The organism is Streptomyces sp. NPDC030222 (assembly GCF_055573115.1).
On record NZ_JBVICA010000031.1, the window covers coordinates 49628 to 71430 of the forward strand.

Sequence of the window (21803 nt, forward strand, 5' to 3'; positions counted from 1 at the left end):
GCGGTCTCACAGGTACTGGGTGTAATCGTCCAGAACGCGCAGGACGTTCGTCTCGTCCCCGGGCGGCAGCTGCACCACGACCTCCTCGATGCCGAGTTCGGCGTAGTGGGCGATCTTGCCGGGGGTGGGGTGCACGGCGTACGGCACCACGCGGAGGGCTTCCGGGTCGCGGCCCGCGTCCTCCCAGAAGGTGCGGAGCCGGGGCAGCGTGCCGGTCAGTCCGCGGCCGCCGATCGGGAGCCACCCGTCGGCGTATTCGGCGATGTGCGCGAAGAGCCGGGGACCCGCGGCGCCGCCGACCAGGACGCGCGGTGCGCCGCCGGCCGGCTTGGGGTGGGCGTGGCTGGCCCGCACGGAGGCGAACTCGCCTTCGTAGGCGGTGGGTTCGGAGGCCCAGAGGGCGCGCATCAGCCGCATGCGGTCACGCACCAGGTCCCGGCGCGTGCGCCAGTCGACGCCGTGGTCGGCGGCCTCCTTGGCGTTCCAGCCGAAGCCGACGCCCAGGGTGAACCGGCCGCCGGAGAGATGGTCGAGGGTGGCCACGGCCTTGGCGAGCACGATCGGGTCGTGCTGGGCCACGAGCGTGATGCCGGTGCCCAGACCGATCCGCTCGGTCACCGCGGCCGCCTGCCCGAGCGCCACGAACGGGTCGAGGGTGCGGCCGTACTCGCGGCCCGGTGCGCCGCCCGCCGGATGCTCGGTGCCGCCGACCGGGATGTGGGTGTGTTCCGGCAGGTAGAGACCGGCGTAGCCCCGCTGTTCCAGTTCACGGGCCAGCCGTACCGGGGTGATCGTCTCATCGGTGAGGAAGATCGTCGTCGCGATCCGCAGAGGGGACATGCGCGCATCGTAAAGCCGCAGAAAGGCGCCGAACCCCGTGTCTTGCGCGGAAGTTCACCGCTCTCTACGACTGTGGGGGCGGGGCCCGTGGCCCCGCGCCAGACCCAGCCCCTCCCCCGGAAAGGCGGGCGCATGACCGAGGCGATCGGACGACGCGGACTGCTGATGAGCGGTGCTGCCACGGCACTCACACTGGGAAGCGTGAGCTTCGCCGAGACCGCGGCCGCGGCAGAGAGCGGCGGCGAACGGACCGAGGTGGTGCGGGGCGTCCTGCCACCCGGCTCACCCGATTACGTGTACCTGCCCGTCGAGGTGCCGCGCGGGGTGCGCGAGCTGTCCGTCTGCTACCGGTACGAGCGGCCGGCGGTGCCGCCTGGCACGGCCGGCAACGCACTCGACATCGGCGTGTTCGACGAGCGCGGCACCGAACCGGGCGGGCGCGGTTTCCGCGGCTGGTCCGGCGGGGCGCGCAGCGAGTTCTTCGTCCGGGCCGACGACGCGACGCCCGGATACGTGGCGGGCCCGGTGCGGGCGGGTACGTGGACGGTGCTGCTCGGCCCGTACACGATCGCCCCGCAGGGGCTGGCGTACGAAGTGACGATCACGCTGCGCTTCGGCGGGCCGAAGGGGGCGCCCGGGGCCACACCCGGGCCGGTGTACCCGCCCGAGCGGGCCAAGGGCCGGGGGCGCGCCTGGTACCGGGGCGACTGCCATCTGCACTCGGTGCACTCCGACGGGCAGCGCACCCCCGCCGAGATCGCCGCGGCGGCGCGCGCCGCGGGCCTCGACTTCATCCACACCAGTGAACACAACACCCATACCTCGCACGGCGCCTGGGCCGGACTGTGGGGCGACGACCTGCTGATCCTCACCGGTGAGGAGGTCACCACCCGCAACGGCCACCTGCTGGCGCTCGGGGTCGATCCGGGCACCTTCATCGACTGGCGCTACCGCGCCCGCGACAACCGCTTCGGCCGCTTCGCCCGCGAGATCCGGCGGGCGGGCGGACTGGTGGTGCCCGCCCATCCGCACGCCGACTGCATCGGCTGCAACTGGAAGTTCGGCTTCGCCGAGGCCGACGCGGTGGAGGTGTGGAACGGCCCCTACACCCCGGACGACGAGATGTCCCTCCTGGCCTGGGACAACACGCTCGTCGCGTCCGCGCACTCCCGGAGGTCGTGGACGCCCGCCATCGGCAACAGTGACGCGCACCGCGAGCCCCAGGCCGTCGGCACCCCGCAGACCGTGGTCCTCGCCGACGATCTGTCACGTGAGGCGATCCTGGACGGTATCCGGGCGGGGCGCTGCTACGTCGCCGAGTCGTCGGCCGTCTCGCTGGCCTTCTCCGCGGCGGGCGGCCACGGGCAGCACGTCGGCATCGGGGAGCGGCTCGGGGCGGCGGCCGGTGAGGCGGTCACGGTCCGGCTGGAGGTCGGCGGAGCGCCCGGCTGCACCGCGCGCTTCGTCACCGACCAGGGCACCCTGTACTCCGTTCCGCTCCCGGAGCGGGGCGCGGGGACCGTGGAGTGGCGCACCACACCGGCGCGCGCCGCGTACGTACGGGCAGAGGTGCGGCACCCGCCGGTCGTGCCCGGACTGCCGGGGCCGCTCGCCGCGTTCACCAACCCGGTTTTCCTCGGGGAATGAACGGGTTTCAATCTCTGGCCGAGAAGCACCGGCGAGATGTGGCGAATTCCGGAGAACCGTTGACAGGCGGGGCCGCCGCGATGAAAAGCTGTCGCCAGGCAGGAGAGCGAAGGGTTTTCGGCTCAACATTTCACTGCTTCATCCTCCCCTTCCGCTGAAATCCTCGCTCCCGTGCCGCCCCGACCTCCCCTCACGTCCCCAGCGATGACAGGCAATGAGCCGGCAATCCCAGCGATTGACAGCACCCCCAGCGATTCCCGGCAACCCCCAGCGATTCCCGGCAACCTCCAGCCGTCCCCAGGTGCCCCCGACACCCCGGCACGCCCCTCGCACCACGGATTCACCCATTCCCCGCTTCTCCGATCGCGGAGGTAACGTGACCAGAAGATCATGGTCAGCCGCTCTCGTGCTGCTCGTCGCCGCCCTCGCCGGACCCGTGGCCGCTCCCCCGGCCATCGCCTCGGCATCGACTGCGGCGACGGACAGCGAATCGGCGCAGCCCGCCAGGGTCCGCCCCGAGCTCAACGGCATGCGCGTCAAGAGTGTGAACGGACCGGCCGTCTATCTGATCCTCGACGGAAAACGCCGCCACATTCCCAATCCGGCGACCTACAACAATCTGTTCCGCGACTGGAACGGAATTCAGTCGGTCATCGACATCGAGGAAATCACCGACGGCGGACCGTTGAGCAACGGCGCCATTCTCGCCAAGGCCCCGAACGACCCCGCCGTCTATCTCGTCAGCAACGGCGTCAAACGGTGGATCACCAGCCCGTCCGCCATGGACAAGTACCACTTCGCGTGGAACAGGATCGTCGGCATCTCACCGGTGGCACTGCAGTCGATCCGCACGGGCGCGCCCATCTCCTGACCCGGCCGACCCACCGGAACCCCTCTGATCCCGCCCCTCTGATCCCGGACACCCCCGACCCCGAACACCCCTGATCCCGGGCGGCTCCCCTGACCCCCCTGATCACGGCCGGTCCGTTCCCCCGTCCCGGCCACCCCCGACCGAGGGCCCGCCGCCAACCCACTCCCCGGCGGGCCCTCACCCGTACCCATGGGCTCGTATCAGTGGGCCCGGCCACCCGCGCCTCAGGCGGGTGGCCGGGCTCCGAGCAGCGGGGCCACCCAGCGGGCGAAGTCCTCGAAACGGCGCGGCTCACGGCCCGTCAGTTCCCTCACCCGGCCGGTGGTCGAGGCGTTCAGCCCGGCACGCAGGGACCGGAAGACGGCCACGACCTGCTCCGCGAGCCATGGCGGCAGACCCGCCATGGTCATGCCGCCCACGGCCGCCTCATCGGGCACGTCCACGTAGCCGACCGGCCGGCCCAGCACGTCCGACAGCCGTTCCGCGACCTCCCCGTAGGTGATCGCCTCCGGGCCGGTGAGGTCGTACGTACGGCCGTCGTGTCCGTCCTCCGTCAGCACGGCGGCCGCGGACGCCGCGACGTCGCGCGGATCGATCATCGCGATACGCGCGTCGCCGGCGGGCAGGAAGAACCTGTGGGTCTGCTGGATGCCCGGCGCCGAACCGAGGATGTTCGACATCAGGTGCGCGGAACGCAGGACCACTTCCGGGATCCCCGATTCGTGCGCGTACTCCTCGATCCTCCCGTGCTGGTCGAGGAAGACCGTCCGGGAGCCGGCCTCCGCACCGGTCACGGACAGCACGACGACCTGCCGGACCCCGGCACGCACCGCCGCGTCGACGGCGTTCACCGCGTACTCGACCTGCTGGGGATGGTTCGGGCAGATCAGGAACAGCCGCTCCACCCCGTCGAGGCCCCGCAGCACCGAGTCCTCCTCGGCGAAGTCGCCCACCGCGAGTTCGACGCCCTTCCCCAGGACCGCGCCCGCCCGCCCGGCGTCCCTCACGAAGGCCCGTACGGGTTCTCCCCGCTCGTGCAGCGCCTTGACGGTCTCCGAGCCGACGTGCCCCGTCGCGCCTGTCACCAGCACCTTCGCCATCGTTCGATCACTCCCGGGTCGCGGCTCGGCCGAAGGCCACCGTAATCGACGCGTGACGGAGAGTGCCGGAACCTCCCGGTCGGGCGAGGCCGCCCGCTCACCGGACAGCAGGCGTACGCGGGGAGGACGCGCGACCGGCAGTCGGGCGATGCGGACCGGCAGCGGGCGTCAGGCCCGGCGCGCGGTGCGCCTGCGGCCCAGGAGCAGGCGTCTGCCCGGCAGTTCCACAAGGCGGTACAGGAGCGCCGCTCCGGCCAGGGCTACGGCGAAGGCCACGACGGTGACGCCCGCGGCCGGAAGGGGGTCGAGCCCCGGATCGTCGCCGACGACCAGACCCATGCCCTGCAGCACCAGGACGTGGACCATGTAGAAGGCGAACGACCACTCGCCCAGCTTCACCAGGAGCCGGCCGCGCCACATCGACGGACGCCCCTCGATGTCGGCGACGGCGCCCGCCGCGATCAGCAGGGTGAAGCCGAGGACGGTGGTCGAGGCGTACGCCCCGGTCAGCAGCGGGGCCATGAAGTACCCGATCAAGGCGATCGCCATGGACCCTTCGAGACCCGGGCCGCGCCAGCGGCCGAGCCGGACCAGCCGCGCCACGGCGACGCCGAGCACGAACTCGGGGAACCGTGCGAGGGGGAAGCAGTACGGGACCGCTCCGGTGTCCAGGCCCAGGTCGACCGCGGGCAGGACCATCACCGTGAGGATGCAGAGCACCACCAGGACTGTCAGCGCCCTGGGGCCCAGCCGGCGGAGGACCGGGTGGAGAGCGGGGAAGCACGCGTAGAAGAACGCCTCGCAGACCAGTGACCAGCCGACCGGGTTGATGCCGTCCCACCAGTCGTTGGTCCAGGCGTTCACCATCAGGAGGTTCGCGGCGACCTCCAGCCCGCCGTCGGGCTTCAGCGCCGGCAGCACCGTGAAGGCGAGGGCGAGCGCCCCGAGCGTGGTGACCACATGGACCGGGTAGATCCGGGCCAGCCGGCGCCGCCAGAAGGACACAGCCCCGTCACCCGGCCGGGCCGACCAGGCCAGGACGAACCCGGAGAGGATGAAGAAGAAGGTCACACCGACCGCGCCGGGCCCGAAAGCCCACCTCACGAACGTCTGGCCTTCGCCTTCGAAGTACCGGAAGTTCTTCATGTGGAAGAGGAAGACCATCAGGGCCGCGGCCCAGCGCATGCCCGTCAGGGACGGCAGATTCCCGCCCGTCCGCGCTGTTCCCGCCCGTTGCGCCGCGGGGGGTACGGCGGTCCGGGGAGGTTCAGGGACCGTGGCGCACACAGCCCCTTGGGCGCGGGCGCAAGTACGGGTGCGGGTGGCTCCGGGCGGCACCGGGACGCCAGGGGATACCAAGGCACCGGGCGATACCGCGACGCCGGGGGACACCGCGACGGCCGTTCCCCGGACGTCTGCCCGCCCGTCCGCCACTCCGGCGCGTGCGAACCCCGTGATGTCGTCCGTCCCGGACTCGTGCATGCCCTCTCCTGTCCCTTGCCGTCACCTCACTGATGCGGTGAGGAGCGGGATATGTTTCAAGGCCGTCCAGCGACCCCCGTGCACCCGCCCCGGCGTACCGGCCAGGAAAATGTCCGGGTGGATCACGTGACTGCTCGTGCCCCGTTCTCCGCCGTGGACACAAAGCGGGGTCCGGCCGGCTCTGTGCAGGACTCCTGAAACATTTCCCGGGCGTCACCGCGTCAGTGGGGTGACGGTGAGGACGGGGGAGGACATGCACGAGTCCGGGACGGACGGCTTCAGGGAGTTCGCGGTCGGCCGCGCGGGCCACCTCTTCCGCTCGGCCTGCCTGCTGACCAGCGGTGACACCCATCTCGCCGAGGACCTCGTGCAGGAGACCCTGGGCCGGATGTACGTGAAGTGGGGCCGTCTGTCCCGGATCGAGAATCCGGCCGGCTACGCGCAGACCGTGCTGGTGCGGACCTTCCTCACGCACCGGCGCCGCAAGTCTGCCGGGGAGCGGCTCCTCGGGGACCTCCCGGAGTCCCCGGCGGCCGCCGGCCACGACCCCGCCCTCCGGCTCGCCCTCCTCCAGGCCCTGGGCGAACTGGCTCCGAAGGACCGGGCGGTGCTCGTGCTGCGGTACTGGGAGGACCGCAGCATCGAAGAGACCGCCCGGGTGATGAACGCCAGCACCGCCGCCGTGCGGACCCGGTCGGTCCGCGCGCTGGGCAGGATGCGCGAGCGCCTGGGCGGCAATCTGACGGAACTGCTCGCGCACTGAGCGGACTTGTGAACCGAACCCGGCCCCGCCCCCGCCCCCGAAACCGAACCCGCCCCCGATCTCCGAACCCAGGTGGTCCCCCATGACTTTCGAAGACGAGCTCGGCGACGCCCTGCGGCGCACCGTCGAGACGCTCGACACCGATCCCGGGCGGCTGGCCGAGGGCGGTCTCGCCCGGGGCCGCCGCCGGCGGTTCCGGCGGCGTGTCACGGCGGTCGCGGCGAGCGTCGTCGCGGTGGGCGTCCTGGGCATGGGAGGCGTGTACAGCGGGCTCCTCGGGAACGGCCGTGACGACGCCGGCGTGGCGAACACGACCGGGCTCGGTGTACGCGCACTGGAACGTCTCAAGGGGCTGCTCCCCCCGGGCAAGGGAAAGGTGAGCCAGGAGCGCGTGCTCCCGGCGAAGAACGGCCGGTACGTGAGGGTCTCGTTCGTCTACGACGACGGAGAGGGTCCGGGCGCGGCCTCCCTCACGCTCGGCCGGTTCCGCCCCAGGTACCCCGGGCCTTCCTGCACCGAGGGCACCCAAGGTGCCGTCGCGGGCACCGACAGCACCGGCACCAGCACGTGCAGTGTCGCGACCGTGGAGGACGGCGGGCGGGAACTCCGGGCGGAGGGACACGAGGCACCCCACCGCGAGCAGGACATCGCCTACAAGCTGCACCAGCTGGTCACGCGGGAGGGGTACGTGATCCAGTTCAAGACCTGGAACGCCCCCGCGGCGAAGGGAGTCCGGCCGACCCGGGCCGAACCCGTCCTGCAGGACATGGACAACGTCGTCTCGGCGGAGATCTGGCGGGACGAGCTGGCGGCCCTGCCCCTGCGGGCGGCCGACGACGACCTGGTGGAGGACCCGGCGCCGGTCACCGGCACCGGCAGGGTGGACGGGAAGCAGCTCACGAGGACGCTCGCGGAGTTCTTCCCGGGCGGACACCTCACCCGGGTACGCGCCCATGGCACGGCCGACCCTCTCGGCCCTTCGGTCACCGCCCTGTACGACGACGGCGAGGCGCTGAGCGGCGTCACGCTCCACCTGTACCGCGTCGACCCGCAGGGGCACTCGGTCCGCCGGTGGACCGGCGACTGCCGCATCCGCGGCAGCAACGTCCCCGCCGACGGGTGCCACGTCACGATGCTGCCGGACGGCGCACGGATCAAGACCTTCCAGGACAACCGCACCCGGACCGGAAAGTTCCGCAAGTTCTGGACCTCGACGTATCTCTCGGCGGGGGGCGACATGGTCGAGGTGAGCGAGTGGAACACCCCCGACCGGAAGGGGTCGAAGCCCACGCGGCCCGAGCCTCCGCTGCCCGTGGAGCAGCTGGAGGCCCTGGTGGCCTCCGAGAAGTGGAAGACCGCCCTCGCCGACATTCCGCCGGCGCCGGAGGAGTCGACGGGCGGCCCCACCAGGCCCGAGCCCGGGGGCAGGCATGTCGTGGTGCCGATCGGGGAGCTGATGGACGCGCACCGCCTCGGAGGGGCGGCGACCTGTGCGGGCGACTGCTACGGACGGATCGTCCGGAACCTGGACGGCCTGGGACCAGGTGCCGTCGAGGTCCGGATCGACACGGAACGGCGCAACGACGGTGACGAAGTCCTGCTCGACGTCCGGGAGGAGAAGGTGGAGGGCGCGGGGGCCGGCGTGGTCCGCTGGACCGTCACGGCCGTCCGGCCGGGCGGGAAGCAGGTGACCGTCACCGCGTACAACACCGACGATCCGAAGAGGGGCGCGATGCGGCAGAATCCGCCGCTGAACCTGGCGGTCCTGAAGGCCATCGCGATGTCCGAGGAGTGGAACGAACAGGATCGCAAGGGGTGAACGGGCTCGTGCCCGGAGCCGTGCATGGGAACCGGACAGCGGGACCGCCTCCCCGCGCGACTCCCGCGGCCGGACCGCCCCTCTACGACACCCCCGCCGCCGGACCGCCCCGCTCGTGCCCCGCTCCGCAGCCGACGGGGCTGCTCGACGGGGCGGCCCGGCCGCTCAGCCGTCCGCCGGCGCCCCCCGCGCGCATCGCTCCTGGGCGGGATCGGCTGCCGCCACGAGGTGCGCCCAGGGGCGCTGCCGGCCGCCGCTCACCGCGGCGATCCCGGTCTCGTCGTACCGGGACGTGGCGAGGGACCAGGCGAGGTTGCCGGCCATGAGATGGCCCATGCCCTCCACGTAGTGGTCGATATGGCCGCGCACCTCCGTGGGCACGCCCCGTTCGGCGAGCGTTCCGGGGAGAGCCGCGGCGAGGTGGAGGAAGCGGGCCGTACGGGCGTTGGCCGAGGCGGCGATGCATTCGACGGACTCCTCCAGGGTGCAGCCCTTCTCCTCGCGGAAGACGAGGACGCTGTTGTTGACGTCCCCGGCCGCGAGTTCCTTGACGAGCGACACGATGTCGTTGACGAAGATCACGACATCGCCGGTGATCTCCCGCATCTCCCGCAGCGGGAAGGAGCCGTGCAGCTCGTCCGGCAGGGTGTAGCCGCCGCACCGCTCGGTGAAGTCGAGGCAGGGCTGTACTCCTATGGAGTCCCGGCGTATCTGCAGGAACTCCTCCAGGGACGGCAGGCGGTCCGCGTTCCGGTGGTGCGCCTCCCCCTGGTGGGCCGCCATGTAGGCCTGCCAGTGCGCGCGGAACCTGCGCCGCCAGTGGGGCGGGGTGCCTGCGGTGGCCCGGCGCCAGATGTCCCGGAAGGCCCGTACCAGCGGAGGTGCGGGACCGCCGGCGGGCCGGGACACGGCCTGTGCCGTCATGGTCCCGACGAGGGAGTCCACCACGCGCTCGATCGCCTCGGGCCTCATCCCCAGCCGGCCGTCGAACTGGTCGTCGAAGATGAAGAACCAGGCGTTGAAGTCGGCCGCCAGTTCCAGGTCGCCGCCCGTCGCGTCGGGGTAGAAGTACGCCATCAGGCGTTCGAGCCGCAGGGCGTCGTACTCGGCCGTCGCCTCGTCCCCGGTCAGCAGGCCCGTCTCCTGCAGCCACAGCAGGGTGTGGCGCCGGGCGCGCTCCGCGTGCGGGCTGAAGCGGGCGGGGAACGGGATCCGGACGGCCGTCGCCCGTCGGGTCGGGTCCGAGGGCACCGGTGGGTGGCCGGAAGCCGTCGCGTACGCCATGGGCACCCCCTGGGTGTCGCGGCACGCACCGTCGGCTCGGGGGTGCGTGGATGACGCGTTCTCGCCGTCCTAAGAGGCTAGGTGCGACCCGCGCAGAACGGCCTTCCCTGACGGGTGACATGGGGCGCGCAACCGGCGCATGCGACGGCGCGTACGCCCCCTGACCGGTGGGCAGATGTGGCCAGAGCGAGGGAAATCGGTCACCGTCCCACCGGTGTTATCAGATTCCTGCCGTCTCCATGCGCCAAAACGCTCGTGAGGGGCTACGGACCGTCCCGGCGGGCGTACGCTTCGCGTACTCGGGGACGACGACACACGGTCGAAGGAACGGATGTGGCCTACACGGGAGACCGGTCGGGGCGACAGCGCCGGCTGCTGCTCGAACGGGACCAGGAACTCGCGGCGCTCGACGCCCTGTTGAACGACCTGAGCGGATCCCCCACAGGATCGGGCGCCCCCGGCGCCGGCGGTCTGCTCGCCTTCGCCGGGCCGGCCGGGCTCGGCAAGACCACCCTCCTCACCGAGGTGCGCAGGCGCGCCACGGCCCGCGGCTGCACGGTGCTCTCCGCCCGCGGCGGGGAACAGGAGCAGGGCCTGGCCTTCCATGTCGTGCGGCAGCTCGTCCAGCCCGTCCTCGCGGCGGGCACCGAGGAGGAGCACCGCAGAACACTGGGGAGTTGGTACGACATCGTCGCCCCCGCGGTGGGCCTGGTGGCGGGGAGCGGCAGGGGCGCCCCCGACCCCCAGGGCGTACGGGACGGCCTGGACTGGATCGCCACGCGCTTCGCCGTGCAGCACGCCCCGCTGGTGGTGATGCTGGACGACGCCCACTGGGCGGACGCCGAGTCCCTGGCGTGGCTCACCGGGTTCGCACCGCGGGTCACCGAGCTCCCGATCCTGCTCGTGGTGGCCTATCGCTCCGACGAACTCCCAGCCGATGCCGCGGCGTTCGGCCGACTCGCCGAACGGCACGGCTCACGCCCCCACGACCTCGTCCCCCTCACGCCCGGAGCGGTCGGCCGTATCGTCCGGGACGCCCTGGGCGAGGAGGCCGACGAGGCGTTCTGCCGGGAGACCTGGGCGGTCACCGGCGGGAACCCCTTCGAGACCGTCGAGCTGGCCGCCAAGGTCGCCGACCGCGGGCTGAAACCGCAGGGCGTCCACGTGCCCGAACTGCGCGAGCTCGCCTCGGCGGTGAAGGGCGGCGGACTCGTCGAACGGCTGGAGCGGCTGGGCACCTCCGCCGTCCGGTTCGCCTGGAGCGCCGCCGTACTGGGAGCCGAGGCGTCCCGCAGCCTCGCCGCGAGCGTCGGAGGCCTCGGCGAGGCGGAGTCCGCGGACGCCGTCGCCCGGCTCCGCGAGGCCCGCATCCTCGCGGTTCCCGCTCCCGACGCCCCGGACGACGAACAGCTGGAGTTCTTCCACCCGTTGGTCGCCACGGCCGTCTACCGGGCGATCCCCGCGGCATTCCGCGTCGCCATGCACGGCCAGGCCGCCGCGATCGTCTCGAACGCGGGACTGGGCGCCACCACGGCCGCCCGCCACCTCCTGGAGATGCACCCCGAGAGCGACCCGTGGGCCGTGCAGCAGCTCCGCGCGGCCGCCCGCGAGTACCTGAGGGCGGGCGCCCCCGAGGCCGCGCGGCGCTGTCTCGCCCGTGCCCTCCGGGAACCGCCCGCCCTGGACGAGCGGGCCGACGTGCTGTTCGAACTCGGCTGCTCCGCCCTGCTGACCGAACCCGCGACCACGGTGAACCACCTGCGGGCCGCGCTGGACGAACCCGTCCTCAACCCGGCCCTGCGCGAGGCGATCGTCTACCGGCTGGCGCAGGCGCTCGGCCACTCGGACCGGATGGCGGAGGCCGCCCGGACCGTCGCCGAAGCCGCCCGCGGCGCCCGCGACGCCAGGACCCGGCTGCGCATGCAGGCGGAACAGTTCATGTGGAACGCCTTCCGGGCCGACGAGGAGGACTCGCCGGCCCGCTCGCGCAAGCTCGCCCGGCTCGCCGACCACCTCAACGGCAGGGGCACCGCCGAGCGGTACATCCTGGGCCTGCGCGCCTGGGACGCCATGGTGCGGGGCGAGCCCGCGGCGACCGCGCTGCACTTCGCCGAGGCAGCCCTCGGCGAGGGGCTGAAGTGGACCGACGAACAGTGGGGTTTCGAGGTCCCGGTGCTGGTCGCGCTCACCTTCATGTACTGCGACCAGCCCGGGCGGGCGGAGGAGCTGTTCGACAAGGGCATCGGGGAGTGCGAGAGCAGGGGGTGGCGCGGCGCCCATCTGTCGTTCGGCTTCACTCTCCTGGGCTACATCCGCTACCGGCGGGGACGTCTCGACGAGGCCGAGAGCCTGGTCCGCGGCGGGCTGCGGATCGCCGACCGGGTCGGGCACCAGGTGCCCGCGCAGTACTTCGCCATCGGCATCCTCATAGAGATCCTGCTCGCCCGCGGCCGCACCCAGGACGCCAAGGAGCTCGCCGCCACGTACGGATACGGCGACATCGTCCCCAATGCCGTGGTGTACCCGGACTCCCAGACCGTGTACAGCGAGCTGCTGCTCGCCCTCGGCATGCGCCGGGAGGCCGAGCAGGAGCTCGTCCGGGTCGGTGAGCGGCTCGAACCGCGCGGGATGCGCAACCCCGCGTGGTGTCCCTGGCAGCTCCATCTGGCCCGGGCGCTGGAGACCGCCGAACCGGAACGGGCCCGTGTACTCGCCGACGAGGGCGTCCAGCGGGCCCGCAGGTTCGGCACCCAGTCCGCCATCGGGCAGGCACTGCACGCCCGGGCCGCGGTGTCCCACGGCGCCGAGCGGGTCGCGCTGCTTGCCGAGGCCGTAGCGCACCTCGAAAGGTCCCCTGCCGGCTACGACCTGGCGGGCGCCCTGGTGGACCACGGGGTCGCACTGCGGCTGGCCGGTCTGCCGCAGGAAGCCGCCGAACAGCTCCACCGGGGCCTGGAGGGCGCCGTGCAGTGCGGGGCCGACGCCCTGGCGGCGCGGGCCCGCGAGGAGCTCGACGCGGCGGGGCTGTGGCCGCTCCAGCTGCGGACCTCGGCCACCGACTCGCTCACCGCCCAGGAACGGGCGGTGGCCGAATGGGCGGTCGACGGCTGGTCGAACACCCGGATAGCCGAGGCGCTGGACGTCGAGGAGCGCGCGGTGACGCGGCTGCTGTCGGACGTCTACCGCAAGGTCGGCTCCGACCATGCGGGACTGCCGCGGCTGATCGCGCCCGGGGCGGCCGCACCGGAATCGGCGCGCCACTGAGGCCTCGTACGCACACGGGCCCGGTTCCGGAGGGAGGGAACCGGGCGGTGCGGGCCTGACGGAAGCGGCCGAGTGGGTCGGGGTCAGTCGGCGACGACGAGGGAGGGGGTCTCCCTGGTCAGGACCTCGCCGCGGAAGAACGCGGGGCTGTGGCGCTGCATCGCGATCATGATGACCACGCCGAGCAGCAGCAGGCCGACGCCGATGACGAAGACGGAGCCGACACCGAGGACCGCGGAGCCGCTGCCGTAGGCGGGGTCCCACATGTCGTGCAGGGTCTTGCCGAAGACGGCGGTGAGCAGGATGCCGCCGAGGACCGGGAAGGCGCCCTTGAAGGCGAAGTCGCGGGCCGAGCGGAACAGCTCCCTGCGGAAGTACCAGGCGCAGGCGAAGGCGGTCAGCGCGTAGTAGAAGCAGATCATCAGGCCGAGGGCGTAGATGGTGTCGACCAGGACGTGCTCGCTGACGAGGGTCATGACGGTGTAGAAGACGCCGGTGGCGACGCCCGCCACGATCGTGGCCTTCCCGGGCGTCCTGAAGCGGGGGTGCACGCGGGCGTAGGAGGCCGGGAGGGCCTCGTAGGCGGACATCGCGAGGACCGTGCGGGCGACCGGGATGAAGGTGGTCTGGAGGCTGGCGGCGGCCGAGGCGAGGACGGCGACGAAGAGGGCGATCCCGAGGACCGGGCCCATGACGGGGCCGGCGAGCGCGGCGAAGACGTTGTCGGAGGTCTCCGGGTTGGCGAGGCCGAGGCCCTTGTCGCCGGAGCCGACGATCATCTGCGCGGCGATGCCGGTGGCCAGGTACGAGGCGACCAGGACGACCATGGCGACCAGGGCGGCGCGGCCCGGGGTCCTGGTGCTGCCGGTGGTCTCCTCGTTGGTGGCCAGGCAGGCGTCCCAGCCCCAGTACATGAAGATCGAGAGGGAGAGTCCGGCGGTGAAGGCCGCGAAGGACTGGACGGCGAACGGGTTCATCCACTCCCAGGAGAAGTCGACGCCGGTGTCGAAGGCGCCGGTGCCGGCCTTCTGGATGGCCATGACGACGAAGACCGCGAGGACGGCGAGCTGGAGGCCGACCAGGGCGTACTGGACGCCCTTCGTCGCGGTCATGCCGCGGTAGCTGATGGCGGTCGCGATGGCGATGAGGGTGAGGCAGGTGCCGATGTGGACGGCCTTGTTGTCGTCCAGGGCGGCGACCGCCGGGTTGCCGGAGATCTCACCGGCCAGGAGCCAGAAGTAGGACGTGGCGACGCCGGCGAGGTTCGACAAGACGATGATCGTCGCGATGACGAGGCCCCAGCCGCACATCCAGCCGATGCGGGGGCCGAAGGCCTTCACGGTCCAGGTGAAGGAGGTGCCGCAGTCCGGCATGACCTTGTTGAGCTCGCGGTAGGCGAAGGCGACCAGCAGCATCGGCAGGAAGCCGGCCAGGAACACGGCGGGCATCTGGAGGCCGACCTCGCCGGCGGTGGAGCCGAGGGTCGAGGTCAGGCAGTAGACGGGGGCCACCGTCGAGATGCCGATGACGGCACTGCCGAGGAGGCCGACGGAGTTCCCGCCGAGGCCCTTGGAGCGGACGCCGCCGCCGGTGCCGCCGTCCTGGGCGGGGACGCCCGTTACCGTGTCTCCGGCCTGGGGCCGTACTGCCAGCTCAGTCATGGACAGGAAGTTAAATGCTGCGGTTTCCATAGACACCGCTCTCGATTCACCCCCCGATCGCCTTCAAATACGAGAAGGAAGAGGGTTTCGGTTCGATGAATCGAAGATCGAAGGGAGATCACACCCACCCTCAGGCAGGTGCGACCCCGATCGCCCCGTCATGCGAAATACGCACCGGCCGACCGTTTCGCCCGATCCGGCTTTTCCCTGTGGCCTGCGTCACACGCCTTCGCCGTGCCGGGTCACCTCCCGCCGGATCACGTCCCGCCGGATCACGTCCCGCCGGGCCACACGATCGCCTGGGTCTCGCTGTACGCGTGCAGTGCGTACGAACCCACGTCGCGGCCCACCCCGCTGCGCTTGAAGCCCCCGAAGGGTGCCTCCATGTTGCGGGCCACGGTGTTCACCCCGACGCCGCCCGCCCGGAGCCGCCGCGCCACCCGGAAGGCACGGGCCGGGTCACCGGACCAGACGTAGTCGAGCAATCCGTAGTCGCTGTCGTTGGCGAGGGCGATGCCCTCCTCCTCGTCGTCGAAGGGCAGGACGACGACGACCGGACCGAAGATCTCCTCGCGCACCGCCCTCATGTCCGCGGTGCAGTCGGCGAGCAGCGTCGGCGCCACGTAGAACCCGCGGTCCAGGGCCGGCCGGCGGCCGCCCGTGACGAGCCGGGCTCCCTCCTTCAGGGCCGGCTCGACGTACGACTCGACCCGGTCCCGGTGCGCGGCCGAGATCACCGGGCCGACGACGGTGTCCCGCTCCCGCGGGTCGCCGACCTTCAGCCGGCCGGCGTAGGCGGCGAGCCGTTCGACGAGCCGCCCGTACACACCGCGCTGGGCGAGCACGCGGGTGGGGGCGGTGCAGATCTGCCCGCTGTAGAAGGCGAAGGTGGTGCCGATGCCGGACACCGCCGCGGCCACGTCCGCGTCGTCGAAGACGAGCGCGGCACCCTTGCCGCCGAGTTCCATCAGCTGGCGTTTCATCCCGCGTCCGCACACCTCGGCGATGCGCTGCCCCACGGCGGTGGAGCCGGTGAAGCTGACCATGTCGACGTCCGGGGAGGCGACCGCGGCCTCCCCCACCGCGGTCGCCGAGCCGGTGACCACGTTGACCACCCCGGGCGGGGCACCTGCCTCCTCCAGTGCCGCGGCCATGCGGAGCACGGAGAGGGGGTCCTGGGGGGCGGGCTTCACGACGACGGTGTTGCCCATGGCGAGCGCCGGCGCGACCTTGCCCGCGGCGTTGGCCCAGGGGTTGTTGTACGAGGTGATGCAGGTGACGACGCCGACCGGCTGCCGGACGGCGAGCGCACCGACGACCCCGCCCCGGCCCATCGGCCCGGCTTCGTTGATCTGCGGCGGCAGGGGCGTCTCGACGGGTTCCAGGGCTCCGCGCGCATACCGCCGGAAACGGGCGGCGGCCACCGCGACCTGCATCGCACGGGCCGTCGCCGTGGTGGCACCGGTCTCGGCCTGGGCGGTCCGGGTGTTCCGGTCGATGTCGCGCTGGATGACGCCGGCAGCGCGGTCGAGGATGCGGGCGCGTTCCTCGGGCGCGGTCCTGGACCACGTCCCGAACGCCTCCCGGGCCGCGGCCGCGGCGGCGTGGACCTGGGCGGGGCTCGCCTCGGGCGCCAGACCGACGACGTCCTCGCTCGCGGGGTCGACGACCTCGTAGTGGCCGTGCTCCGGCTCGGTCCAGCGGCCCCCTATGCAGAGGCGTTCCTTGGGGAGGGCGGGGCTCATCGGGTGGACACCGTCCTCGTGTCGCGGCCGGAGCGGAGCACGGTCCCGGGCACGGCACCGGTGATCCGGTCGTCGCGGACGGTCTCGGTGCCGCCCACCCGTACGGAGACGATGCCCGCCGCGCGCGAGTCCAGGCGCGGGCTGTCGCCGGGCAGGTCGTGGACGAGGGCGGCGGGGCCCGCGTCGATGCGTGCCGGGTCGAAGAGCACGAGGTCGGCGTGGAAGCCCTCGGTGATCCGGCCGCGTCCGCGGAGCCCGAACAGATCGGCGGGGTCGCGGGTGAGCATGCGCACCGCCTGTTCCAGGCCGACGAGGCGGCGGCCGCGCAGGCAGTCGCCGAGGAAGCGGGTGGTGTAGGGGGCGCCGCACATCCGGTCGAGGTGGGCGCCGGCGTCCGAGCCGCCCAGCATGACGTCCTCGTGGTCCCAGGTCTGTCGGCGCAGGTCCCAGCTCGCCGGGTCGTTGTCGGTCGGCATGGGCCAGAGCACGGTCCGCAGATCGTCGTTGGCGCAGACCTCGACGAGGCACCCGAACGGGTCCTGGCCGCGCTCCGCGGCGATGTCCCGGACGACCCGTCCGGTGAGGCCCGCGTTCTCCGCGCTGTAGGTGTCACCGATGACGTACCGGTCGAACTTCGCCAGGCGCCGGAAGACCCCGGCCTCCGTGCTGTCCGCCCGGCGGAGCATCTCGGCGCGCACGGCGGGGTCGCGGAGCTTCGCGATCCGTTCCGGGACGGGCAGGCCGAGGACGTCTCCCCAGCCGGGGATGAGGTTGAGCGCGCAGAACGTGCCGAGCGACATGTTCATGGGAGTGAGGATGGGCATCGTGAGGGCGACGATCCTGCCGCCCGCCTTCCTGGCCCGTTCGCTGGGGACCAGCTGCCGGGGCACCCGTTCGGGGACGGCCGCGTCGATGGTGAGGACGTTCCAGTTCAGGGGCCGCCCGGCGACGGCGGTCATCTCGACGAACAGGTCGATCTCGTCGTCGGAGAACTGGTCGAGGCATCCGGCGACGATCGCTTCGAGCTGGGTCCCCTCGTGGTCGCCGACGGCGCGGGCGAGGGCGAGCAGTTCCCCGGGCAGGGCGTGCCGGGAGGCGACGGGCCGGCCGTCGCCGTCGGAGTGGGTGGCGGACTGGGTGGTGGACAGGCCCCAGGCGCCGGCGTCCATGGCCTCGTGGAACAGCCGCAGCATCGCGTCCAGTTGTTCCGTGCCGGGTTGCCCTCCGACGGCGTCGGGCCCCATGACGTGGCGGCGCAGTGCGCAGTGGCCGACCATGAATCCGGCGTTGACCGCGATCCGCCCTTCGAGTGCGTCCAGGTACTCGCCGAAGCTGTGCCAGTTCCAGGGCGCCCCTTCCTCCAGGGCGACCAGCGACATGCCCTCGACCCTGGACATCATGCGGCGGGTGTAGTCGGCGTCCTCGGGCCGCGCGGGGTTGAGCGGGGCGAGGGTGAAACCGCAGTTGCCGCCGACGACGGTGGTCACGCCGTGGTTCATGGACGGGGTGGCGTACGGGTCCCAGAAGAGCTGGGCGTCGTAGTGGGTGTGCGGATCGACGAATCCTGGGGCGAGGACCAGCCCGTCGGCGTCCTCGGACGTCCGCGCGGCCTCGCCGGCCCGGCCCGGTTCGGCGATGACCGCGATCCGCCCGTCCCGCAGTCCGACGTCCGCGACGTAGGAGGGGGCGCCGGTGCCGTCCACGACGGTCGCGCCCTTGATGAGGTGGTCGAGCATGACTGGCGTCCCTTTCGCTCCTGGGGCGTACGGGTGTTGCGGCGTACGGCGGGTGTTGCGGCGAACCGTGTGCGGGTGTTCCGGCGAACCGTGTGCTGGTGTTCCGGCGAACGGCGTCCCGGCATGTCGCGTACGGGCGTCCGGCGCCCCGGGGTACACCCCGGGGGCTACCCCGAGGCGTACGGGCCCGGACCACGGACTACGGCACGGGTGCGCGGGGGACGTACGTGGTGCCGGCCGGTGTGCGCACGGAGGGCCGCCTCCGTGCCCACACCGGCCGGATGAGGCGGTGCTCCGGGAAGGCGCCGCCCCGCTCCAGGGGGTGTCCGGCGGACCAGGGCCGGACAGCCCGGGTCGCCCGGTGCCGTCGACGGCAAGGCGGAGAGTGAGGGTCCCCCTCCGAAGACAGCGGGACAGTCCATGCGGAGCATCGGCGACCGGTGACAACGCCGCAAGCCGCGGTACCGGGGCGGGCCGGACCGGGCCCGGCCGTGGTCCGCCGGAGGATCCCCTACTCCGCGGACGCGCGGAAGCGCGACGTGCGGTGCACGGGATCCGTGTCGATCTTCGGGATGACGTACTCGCCGATGAGCTTGATCGTCGTCATGGTGTCCTCGTACGACACCCCGATCGGCAGGCCGAAGGAGAGCTGGTCCGCGCCGGCCTGTTCCCAGCGCTTGCACTGCCGCAGCACCTCGTCGGGGTCGCCGCAGATCATCAGCTCCTCCGCGATCAGCAGCTCGATGATCTCCTCGGTGTACTCGGGGAGGAGTTCGGGCCACTCGGGGATGCCCTCGGGGCGCGGGAAGGTGTCGTGGTAGCGGAACAGCAGCGACTGGAGGTGGTTCAGCCCGCTCCCGACGGCGATCTCCACGGCCTGCCGGTGGGTGGGCGCGCAGACCGCGGTGGAAGTCACCATCACGTTGTCGTTGACGTAGCCGCCGACCGGGCGGGCCTCCTTGATCGCCGTCTTGTACGAGTCGACGACCCATTCCATGTCGGAGACCTTCTGCACGCTGAAGCCGAGGACGCCGAGGCCCTTCCGCGCGGCCATCGCGTAGGACGACGGGGAGCCCGCTGCGTACCACATGGCCGGGTGTCCGGGCCCGTACGGCTTCGGGAGGATCTTGCGCGGGGGCAGGGACCAGTGCTTGCCCCGGAAGCCCTCGTACTCGTCCTGGAGCCACATCTTGGGGAACTCGGCGATGGTCTCTTCCCAGATCTCCTTGGTGTGGTTCATGTCGGTGATGCCGGGGAGGAAGCCGAGGATCTCGTGGCTGCCGGCGCCGCGCCCCGATCCGAACTCGAAGCGCCCGCGCGAGAGGTGGTCGAGCATCGCGACCTTCTCGGCCACCTTCACGGGGTGGTTGACCGGGGCGAGGGGGTTGAAGATGCCGGAACCGAGATGGATGCGCTCGGTGGCGTGGGCCAGGTAGCCGAGGAAGACGTCGTTGGCCGAGAGGTGGGAGTACTCCTCCAGGAAGTGGTGCTCGGAGGCCCAGGCGTACTTGAAGCCGGACTTGTCGGCCTGGATGACGTACTCGGTCTCCTCGATCAGCGCCTTGTGCTCGGCCAGGGGATCGGCCTCGGCGCGCGCGGCGGGCACATAGCCCTGGACAAAGAGCCCGAATTCCACGGGAACCCCCTCCGTTTCTGACGGACCGTCAGATCGATGGGTCGACTGTTCCACCGGGGGCACCCACCGTCAAGACCGGTGGGCACCCTAGGGTCTGCCGTCGTGGGCCATCGGCCGGGATCGATGTACCGGTCGACCAGGAGAGGCGAGATGTGACACAGGTCACGGGAAGCCGGCGGGTGGTGCCGGACAGCTCATGGACGTGAGCACTCAAATGCGTACCCGGATACGGGCCGGGGATTCGAGCGCGTTCGCGGAGCTTTTCGACAGCTATGCCCGCGCGGTCTACAACCATGCCTTCCGGCTGACCGCCGACTGGTCGGCGGCGGAGGACGTGATGGCCGCGACGTTCATGGAGGCGTGGCGGCTGCGCGACAGGGTCGATCCCGAGGGCGGCTCCCTGCGGCCGTGGCTGCTGGGCATCGCCACCAACACGGCGCGCAACCAGTACCGGAGCAACCGGCGGTACCGGGCGGCGGCGAACGCGGCCGCGGCGGCCGAGCTGTCGGTTCCGGACCACGCCGAAGAAGTGGCCGAACGGGTCGACGACCGGCGCCGCCTCGCGAAGGCCCTGGCCGCCCTCGCCTCGCTGCGCAGGACGGAGCGCGAGGTGGTGGCGCTGTGCCTCGGGGAGGGCCTGGACTACGAAGCCGCGGCGGAAGCCCTCGGGATCGCCGTCGGCACCGTCGGCTCCCGCCTGTCCCGGGCGCGCAAGAAGCTGCGCGCGCTCGCCGGCGACGAACCGGCCGGTGCGGCTGCCGGCAGCACGCAGAAGTTCCTGCGCGGAAAACGGGAAGGCAGCCGCCCGGCCCGACAGACAAGAGGTGACCACGTCAACGTGGTCCGGCCCGCGCAGGGAGGAAACCGATGAACGCGAGCACGTCCCGGCAGAGTCCGGCCGAGTGGGAAGGCCGCGGAGAGCTGCTGGCCCGGACGGCGCGTGACCTGCCGGCGGGCCGTCACCAGTTCCACAAGGAGCGTCTGATGGCCCACATCCAGCAGGAACAGCACACGCAGACCGCAGCCCCGGCGAAGGCACGGCGTTTCCGGCTGCCGCGCCCCGCGATCGCCCTGCCCGCCATGGCGGCCGCCCTGGCCGGGACGGTCATCGCTTTGATGGTGATGCCGGGCAAGGAGAGCGGCGGCCTCGCCACCGGGCCGGCCCTGACCACCACGGTCGGCGTCGCGAGCGCCAAGGGCGTACCGCAACTGCTCGACCGGATCTCGCTGGAGGCGGCCCGGAAGCCCCACCCGGCGGTCAAGCCCGGCCAGTACATCTACATCGAGTCCCAGGGGGCCGAGACCTACCCGAGGACCGTCGGCGACAAGACCACCCTGGTCAGCAACGAGCTGCACACCCGCCAGATCTGGGAGTCCCCCGACGGCACCAAGGGCTGGCTCATCGACCCCGCCGTCAACGAGAACCCCGAGGGGGAGACCCTGAGCCTCCCCGACGAGTACGGCAACACCCCGGTGGCCACCTTGAACGCCCCCTCGTACGACCTGCTGGCCAAGCTGACCACCAACCCCGACGAACTGCTCGCCAAGATCTACAAAGAGACCGAGGGCATGGGCAACTCGCGGGACCAGCAGGCGTTCACCACCATCGGCGACCTGCTGGGCGAGAGCTACCCGCCCGCGGAGCTGTACCCGGCCCTGTTCAAGGCCGCCGCGAAGATCCCCGGTGTCGTCGTCGTGCAGGACGCGGTGGACGCGGCGGGCCGGCACGGGGTGGCGGTGGCCCGGCTGGACGAGGCCGGCGGCCAGCGCGAGGAGTGGATCTTCGACAAGAAGACCCATGTCTTCCTGGGCAAGCGCTCCGTCCAGGTGAAGGAGATGAACGACCAGGGCGTCCTGTTCAAGCCGGGCACGCTCATCTACACCAGCGCCGTCATGAAGCGGGCCATCGTCGACGACATCAAGCAGATCCCGGCCCAGGCGGGCTGACGCACCGA

At 72.0% G+C, this 21803-nt stretch carries 15 protein-coding genes; 7 read left to right on the forward strand and 8 right to left on the reverse strand.

The window, feature by feature from the left end; all coding sequences use genetic code 11:
• Window positions 1-6: 6 nt before the first annotated feature.
• Complete coding sequence (locus ACZ4Z5_RS31295) at window positions 7-831, reverse strand: TIGR03619 family F420-dependent LLM class oxidoreductase (protein WP_468269314.1); 825 nt, start codon at window positions 829-831, stop codon at window positions 7-9.
• Between the two features lie 141 nt (window positions 832-972).
• On the opposite strand from ACZ4Z5_RS31295, the gene ACZ4Z5_RS31300 reads away from it, so the two are divergent.
• The gene (locus ACZ4Z5_RS31300; protein WP_468269273.1) at window positions 973-2487 is read left to right on the forward strand and encodes a CehA/McbA family metallohydrolase; all 1515 of its coding nucleotides are present in this window, start codon (window positions 973-975) and stop codon (window positions 2485-2487) included.
• Window positions 2488-2863: 376 nt separating this feature from the next.
• A complete protein-coding gene (locus ACZ4Z5_RS31305; RefSeq protein WP_468269275.1) occupies window positions 2864-3358 on the forward strand; it encodes a hypothetical protein in 495 nt (164 codons plus the stop codon).
• Window positions 3359-3582: 224 nt separating this feature from the next.
• Here ACZ4Z5_RS31305 and ACZ4Z5_RS31310 read toward each other — a convergent pair whose 3' ends face one another.
• Together ACZ4Z5_RS31310 and ACZ4Z5_RS31315 are read right to left on the reverse strand one after the other, a co-directional pair.
• Window positions 3583-4449 (reverse strand): SDR family oxidoreductase, encoded by an 867-nt coding sequence (locus ACZ4Z5_RS31310; RefSeq protein ID WP_468269277.1) that lies wholly within the window; start codon window positions 4447-4449, stop codon window positions 3583-3585.
• A gap of 177 nt (window positions 4450-4626) precedes the next feature.
• Window positions 4627-5643 carry an acyltransferase family protein gene (locus ACZ4Z5_RS31315; protein ID WP_468269279.1) on the reverse strand — a complete coding sequence of 339 codons (1017 nt, stop codon included), beginning with the start codon at window positions 5641-5643 and terminating at the stop codon, window positions 4627-4629.
• A 550-nt stretch (window positions 5644-6193) separates the two neighbouring features.
• On the opposite strand from ACZ4Z5_RS31315, the gene ACZ4Z5_RS31320 reads away from it, so the two are divergent.
• A complete protein-coding gene (locus ACZ4Z5_RS31320; protein ID WP_468269281.1) occupies window positions 6194-6703 on the forward strand; it encodes a SigE family RNA polymerase sigma factor in 510 nt (169 codons plus the stop codon).
• An 82-nt stretch (window positions 6704-6785) separates the two neighbouring features.
• Window positions 6786-8522 carry a hypothetical protein gene (locus ACZ4Z5_RS31325; protein ID WP_468269283.1) on the forward strand — a complete coding sequence of 579 codons (1737 nt, stop codon included), beginning with the start codon at window positions 6786-6788 and terminating at the stop codon, window positions 8520-8522.
• 165 nt (window positions 8523-8687) lie between these two features.
• Here ACZ4Z5_RS31325 and ACZ4Z5_RS31330 read toward each other — a convergent pair whose 3' ends face one another.
• Window positions 8688-9806: an isoafricanol synthase gene (locus ACZ4Z5_RS31330; RefSeq protein WP_468269285.1), complete on the reverse strand. Its 1119-nt coding sequence runs from the start codon at window positions 9804-9806 to the stop codon at window positions 8688-8690.
• Between the two features lie 333 nt (window positions 9807-10139).
• On the opposite strand from ACZ4Z5_RS31330, the gene ACZ4Z5_RS31335 reads away from it, so the two are divergent.
• Complete coding sequence (locus ACZ4Z5_RS31335) at window positions 10140-13070, forward strand: ATP-binding protein (protein ID WP_468269287.1); 2931 nt, start codon at window positions 10140-10142, stop codon at window positions 13068-13070.
• Window positions 13071-13153: 83 nt separating this feature from the next.
• Here ACZ4Z5_RS31335 and ACZ4Z5_RS31340 read toward each other — a convergent pair whose 3' ends face one another.
• The 4 genes from ACZ4Z5_RS31340 to ACZ4Z5_RS31355 all read right to left on the reverse strand — a co-directional run bounded on the left by ACZ4Z5_RS31340 (window position 13154) and on the right by ACZ4Z5_RS31355 (window position 19848).
• Complete coding sequence (locus ACZ4Z5_RS31340) at window positions 13154-14731, reverse strand: APC family permease (RefSeq protein WP_468269289.1); 1578 nt, start codon at window positions 14729-14731, stop codon at window positions 13154-13156.
• A gap of 272 nt (window positions 14732-15003) precedes the next feature.
• Window positions 15004-16476 carry an aldehyde dehydrogenase family protein gene (locus ACZ4Z5_RS31345; RefSeq protein WP_468269291.1) on the reverse strand — a complete coding sequence of 491 codons (1473 nt, stop codon included), beginning with the start codon at window positions 16474-16476 and terminating at the stop codon, window positions 15004-15006.
• Complete coding sequence (locus tag ACZ4Z5_RS31350) at window positions 16473-18212, reverse strand: N-acyl-D-amino-acid deacylase family protein (protein WP_468269293.1); 1740 nt, start codon at window positions 18210-18212, stop codon at window positions 16473-16475. The genes ACZ4Z5_RS31345 and ACZ4Z5_RS31350 overlap by 4 nt, the downstream gene beginning before the upstream one ends.
• 511 nt (window positions 18213-18723) lie before the next feature.
• Window positions 18724-19848 carry an LLM class flavin-dependent oxidoreductase gene (locus ACZ4Z5_RS31355; protein WP_468269294.1) on the reverse strand — a complete coding sequence of 375 codons (1125 nt, stop codon included), beginning with the start codon at window positions 19846-19848 and terminating at the stop codon, window positions 18724-18726.
• 214 nt (window positions 19849-20062) lie between these two features.
• Between ACZ4Z5_RS31355 and ACZ4Z5_RS31360 the strand changes: the two genes are divergently transcribed.
• Together ACZ4Z5_RS31360 and ACZ4Z5_RS31365 are read left to right on the forward strand one after the other, a co-directional pair.
• Window positions 20063-20719 carry an RNA polymerase sigma factor gene (locus ACZ4Z5_RS31360; RefSeq protein WP_468269316.1) on the forward strand — a complete coding sequence of 219 codons (657 nt, stop codon included), beginning with the start codon at window positions 20063-20065 and terminating at the stop codon, window positions 20717-20719.
• Window positions 20716-21795, forward strand: a complete 1080-nt coding sequence (locus ACZ4Z5_RS31365; protein WP_468269296.1) for a CU044_5270 family protein — start codon at window positions 20716-20718, stop codon at window positions 21793-21795. Before ACZ4Z5_RS31360 ends, ACZ4Z5_RS31365 begins: the two co-directional genes overlap by 4 nt.
• Window positions 21796-21803: the final 8 nt, after the last annotated feature.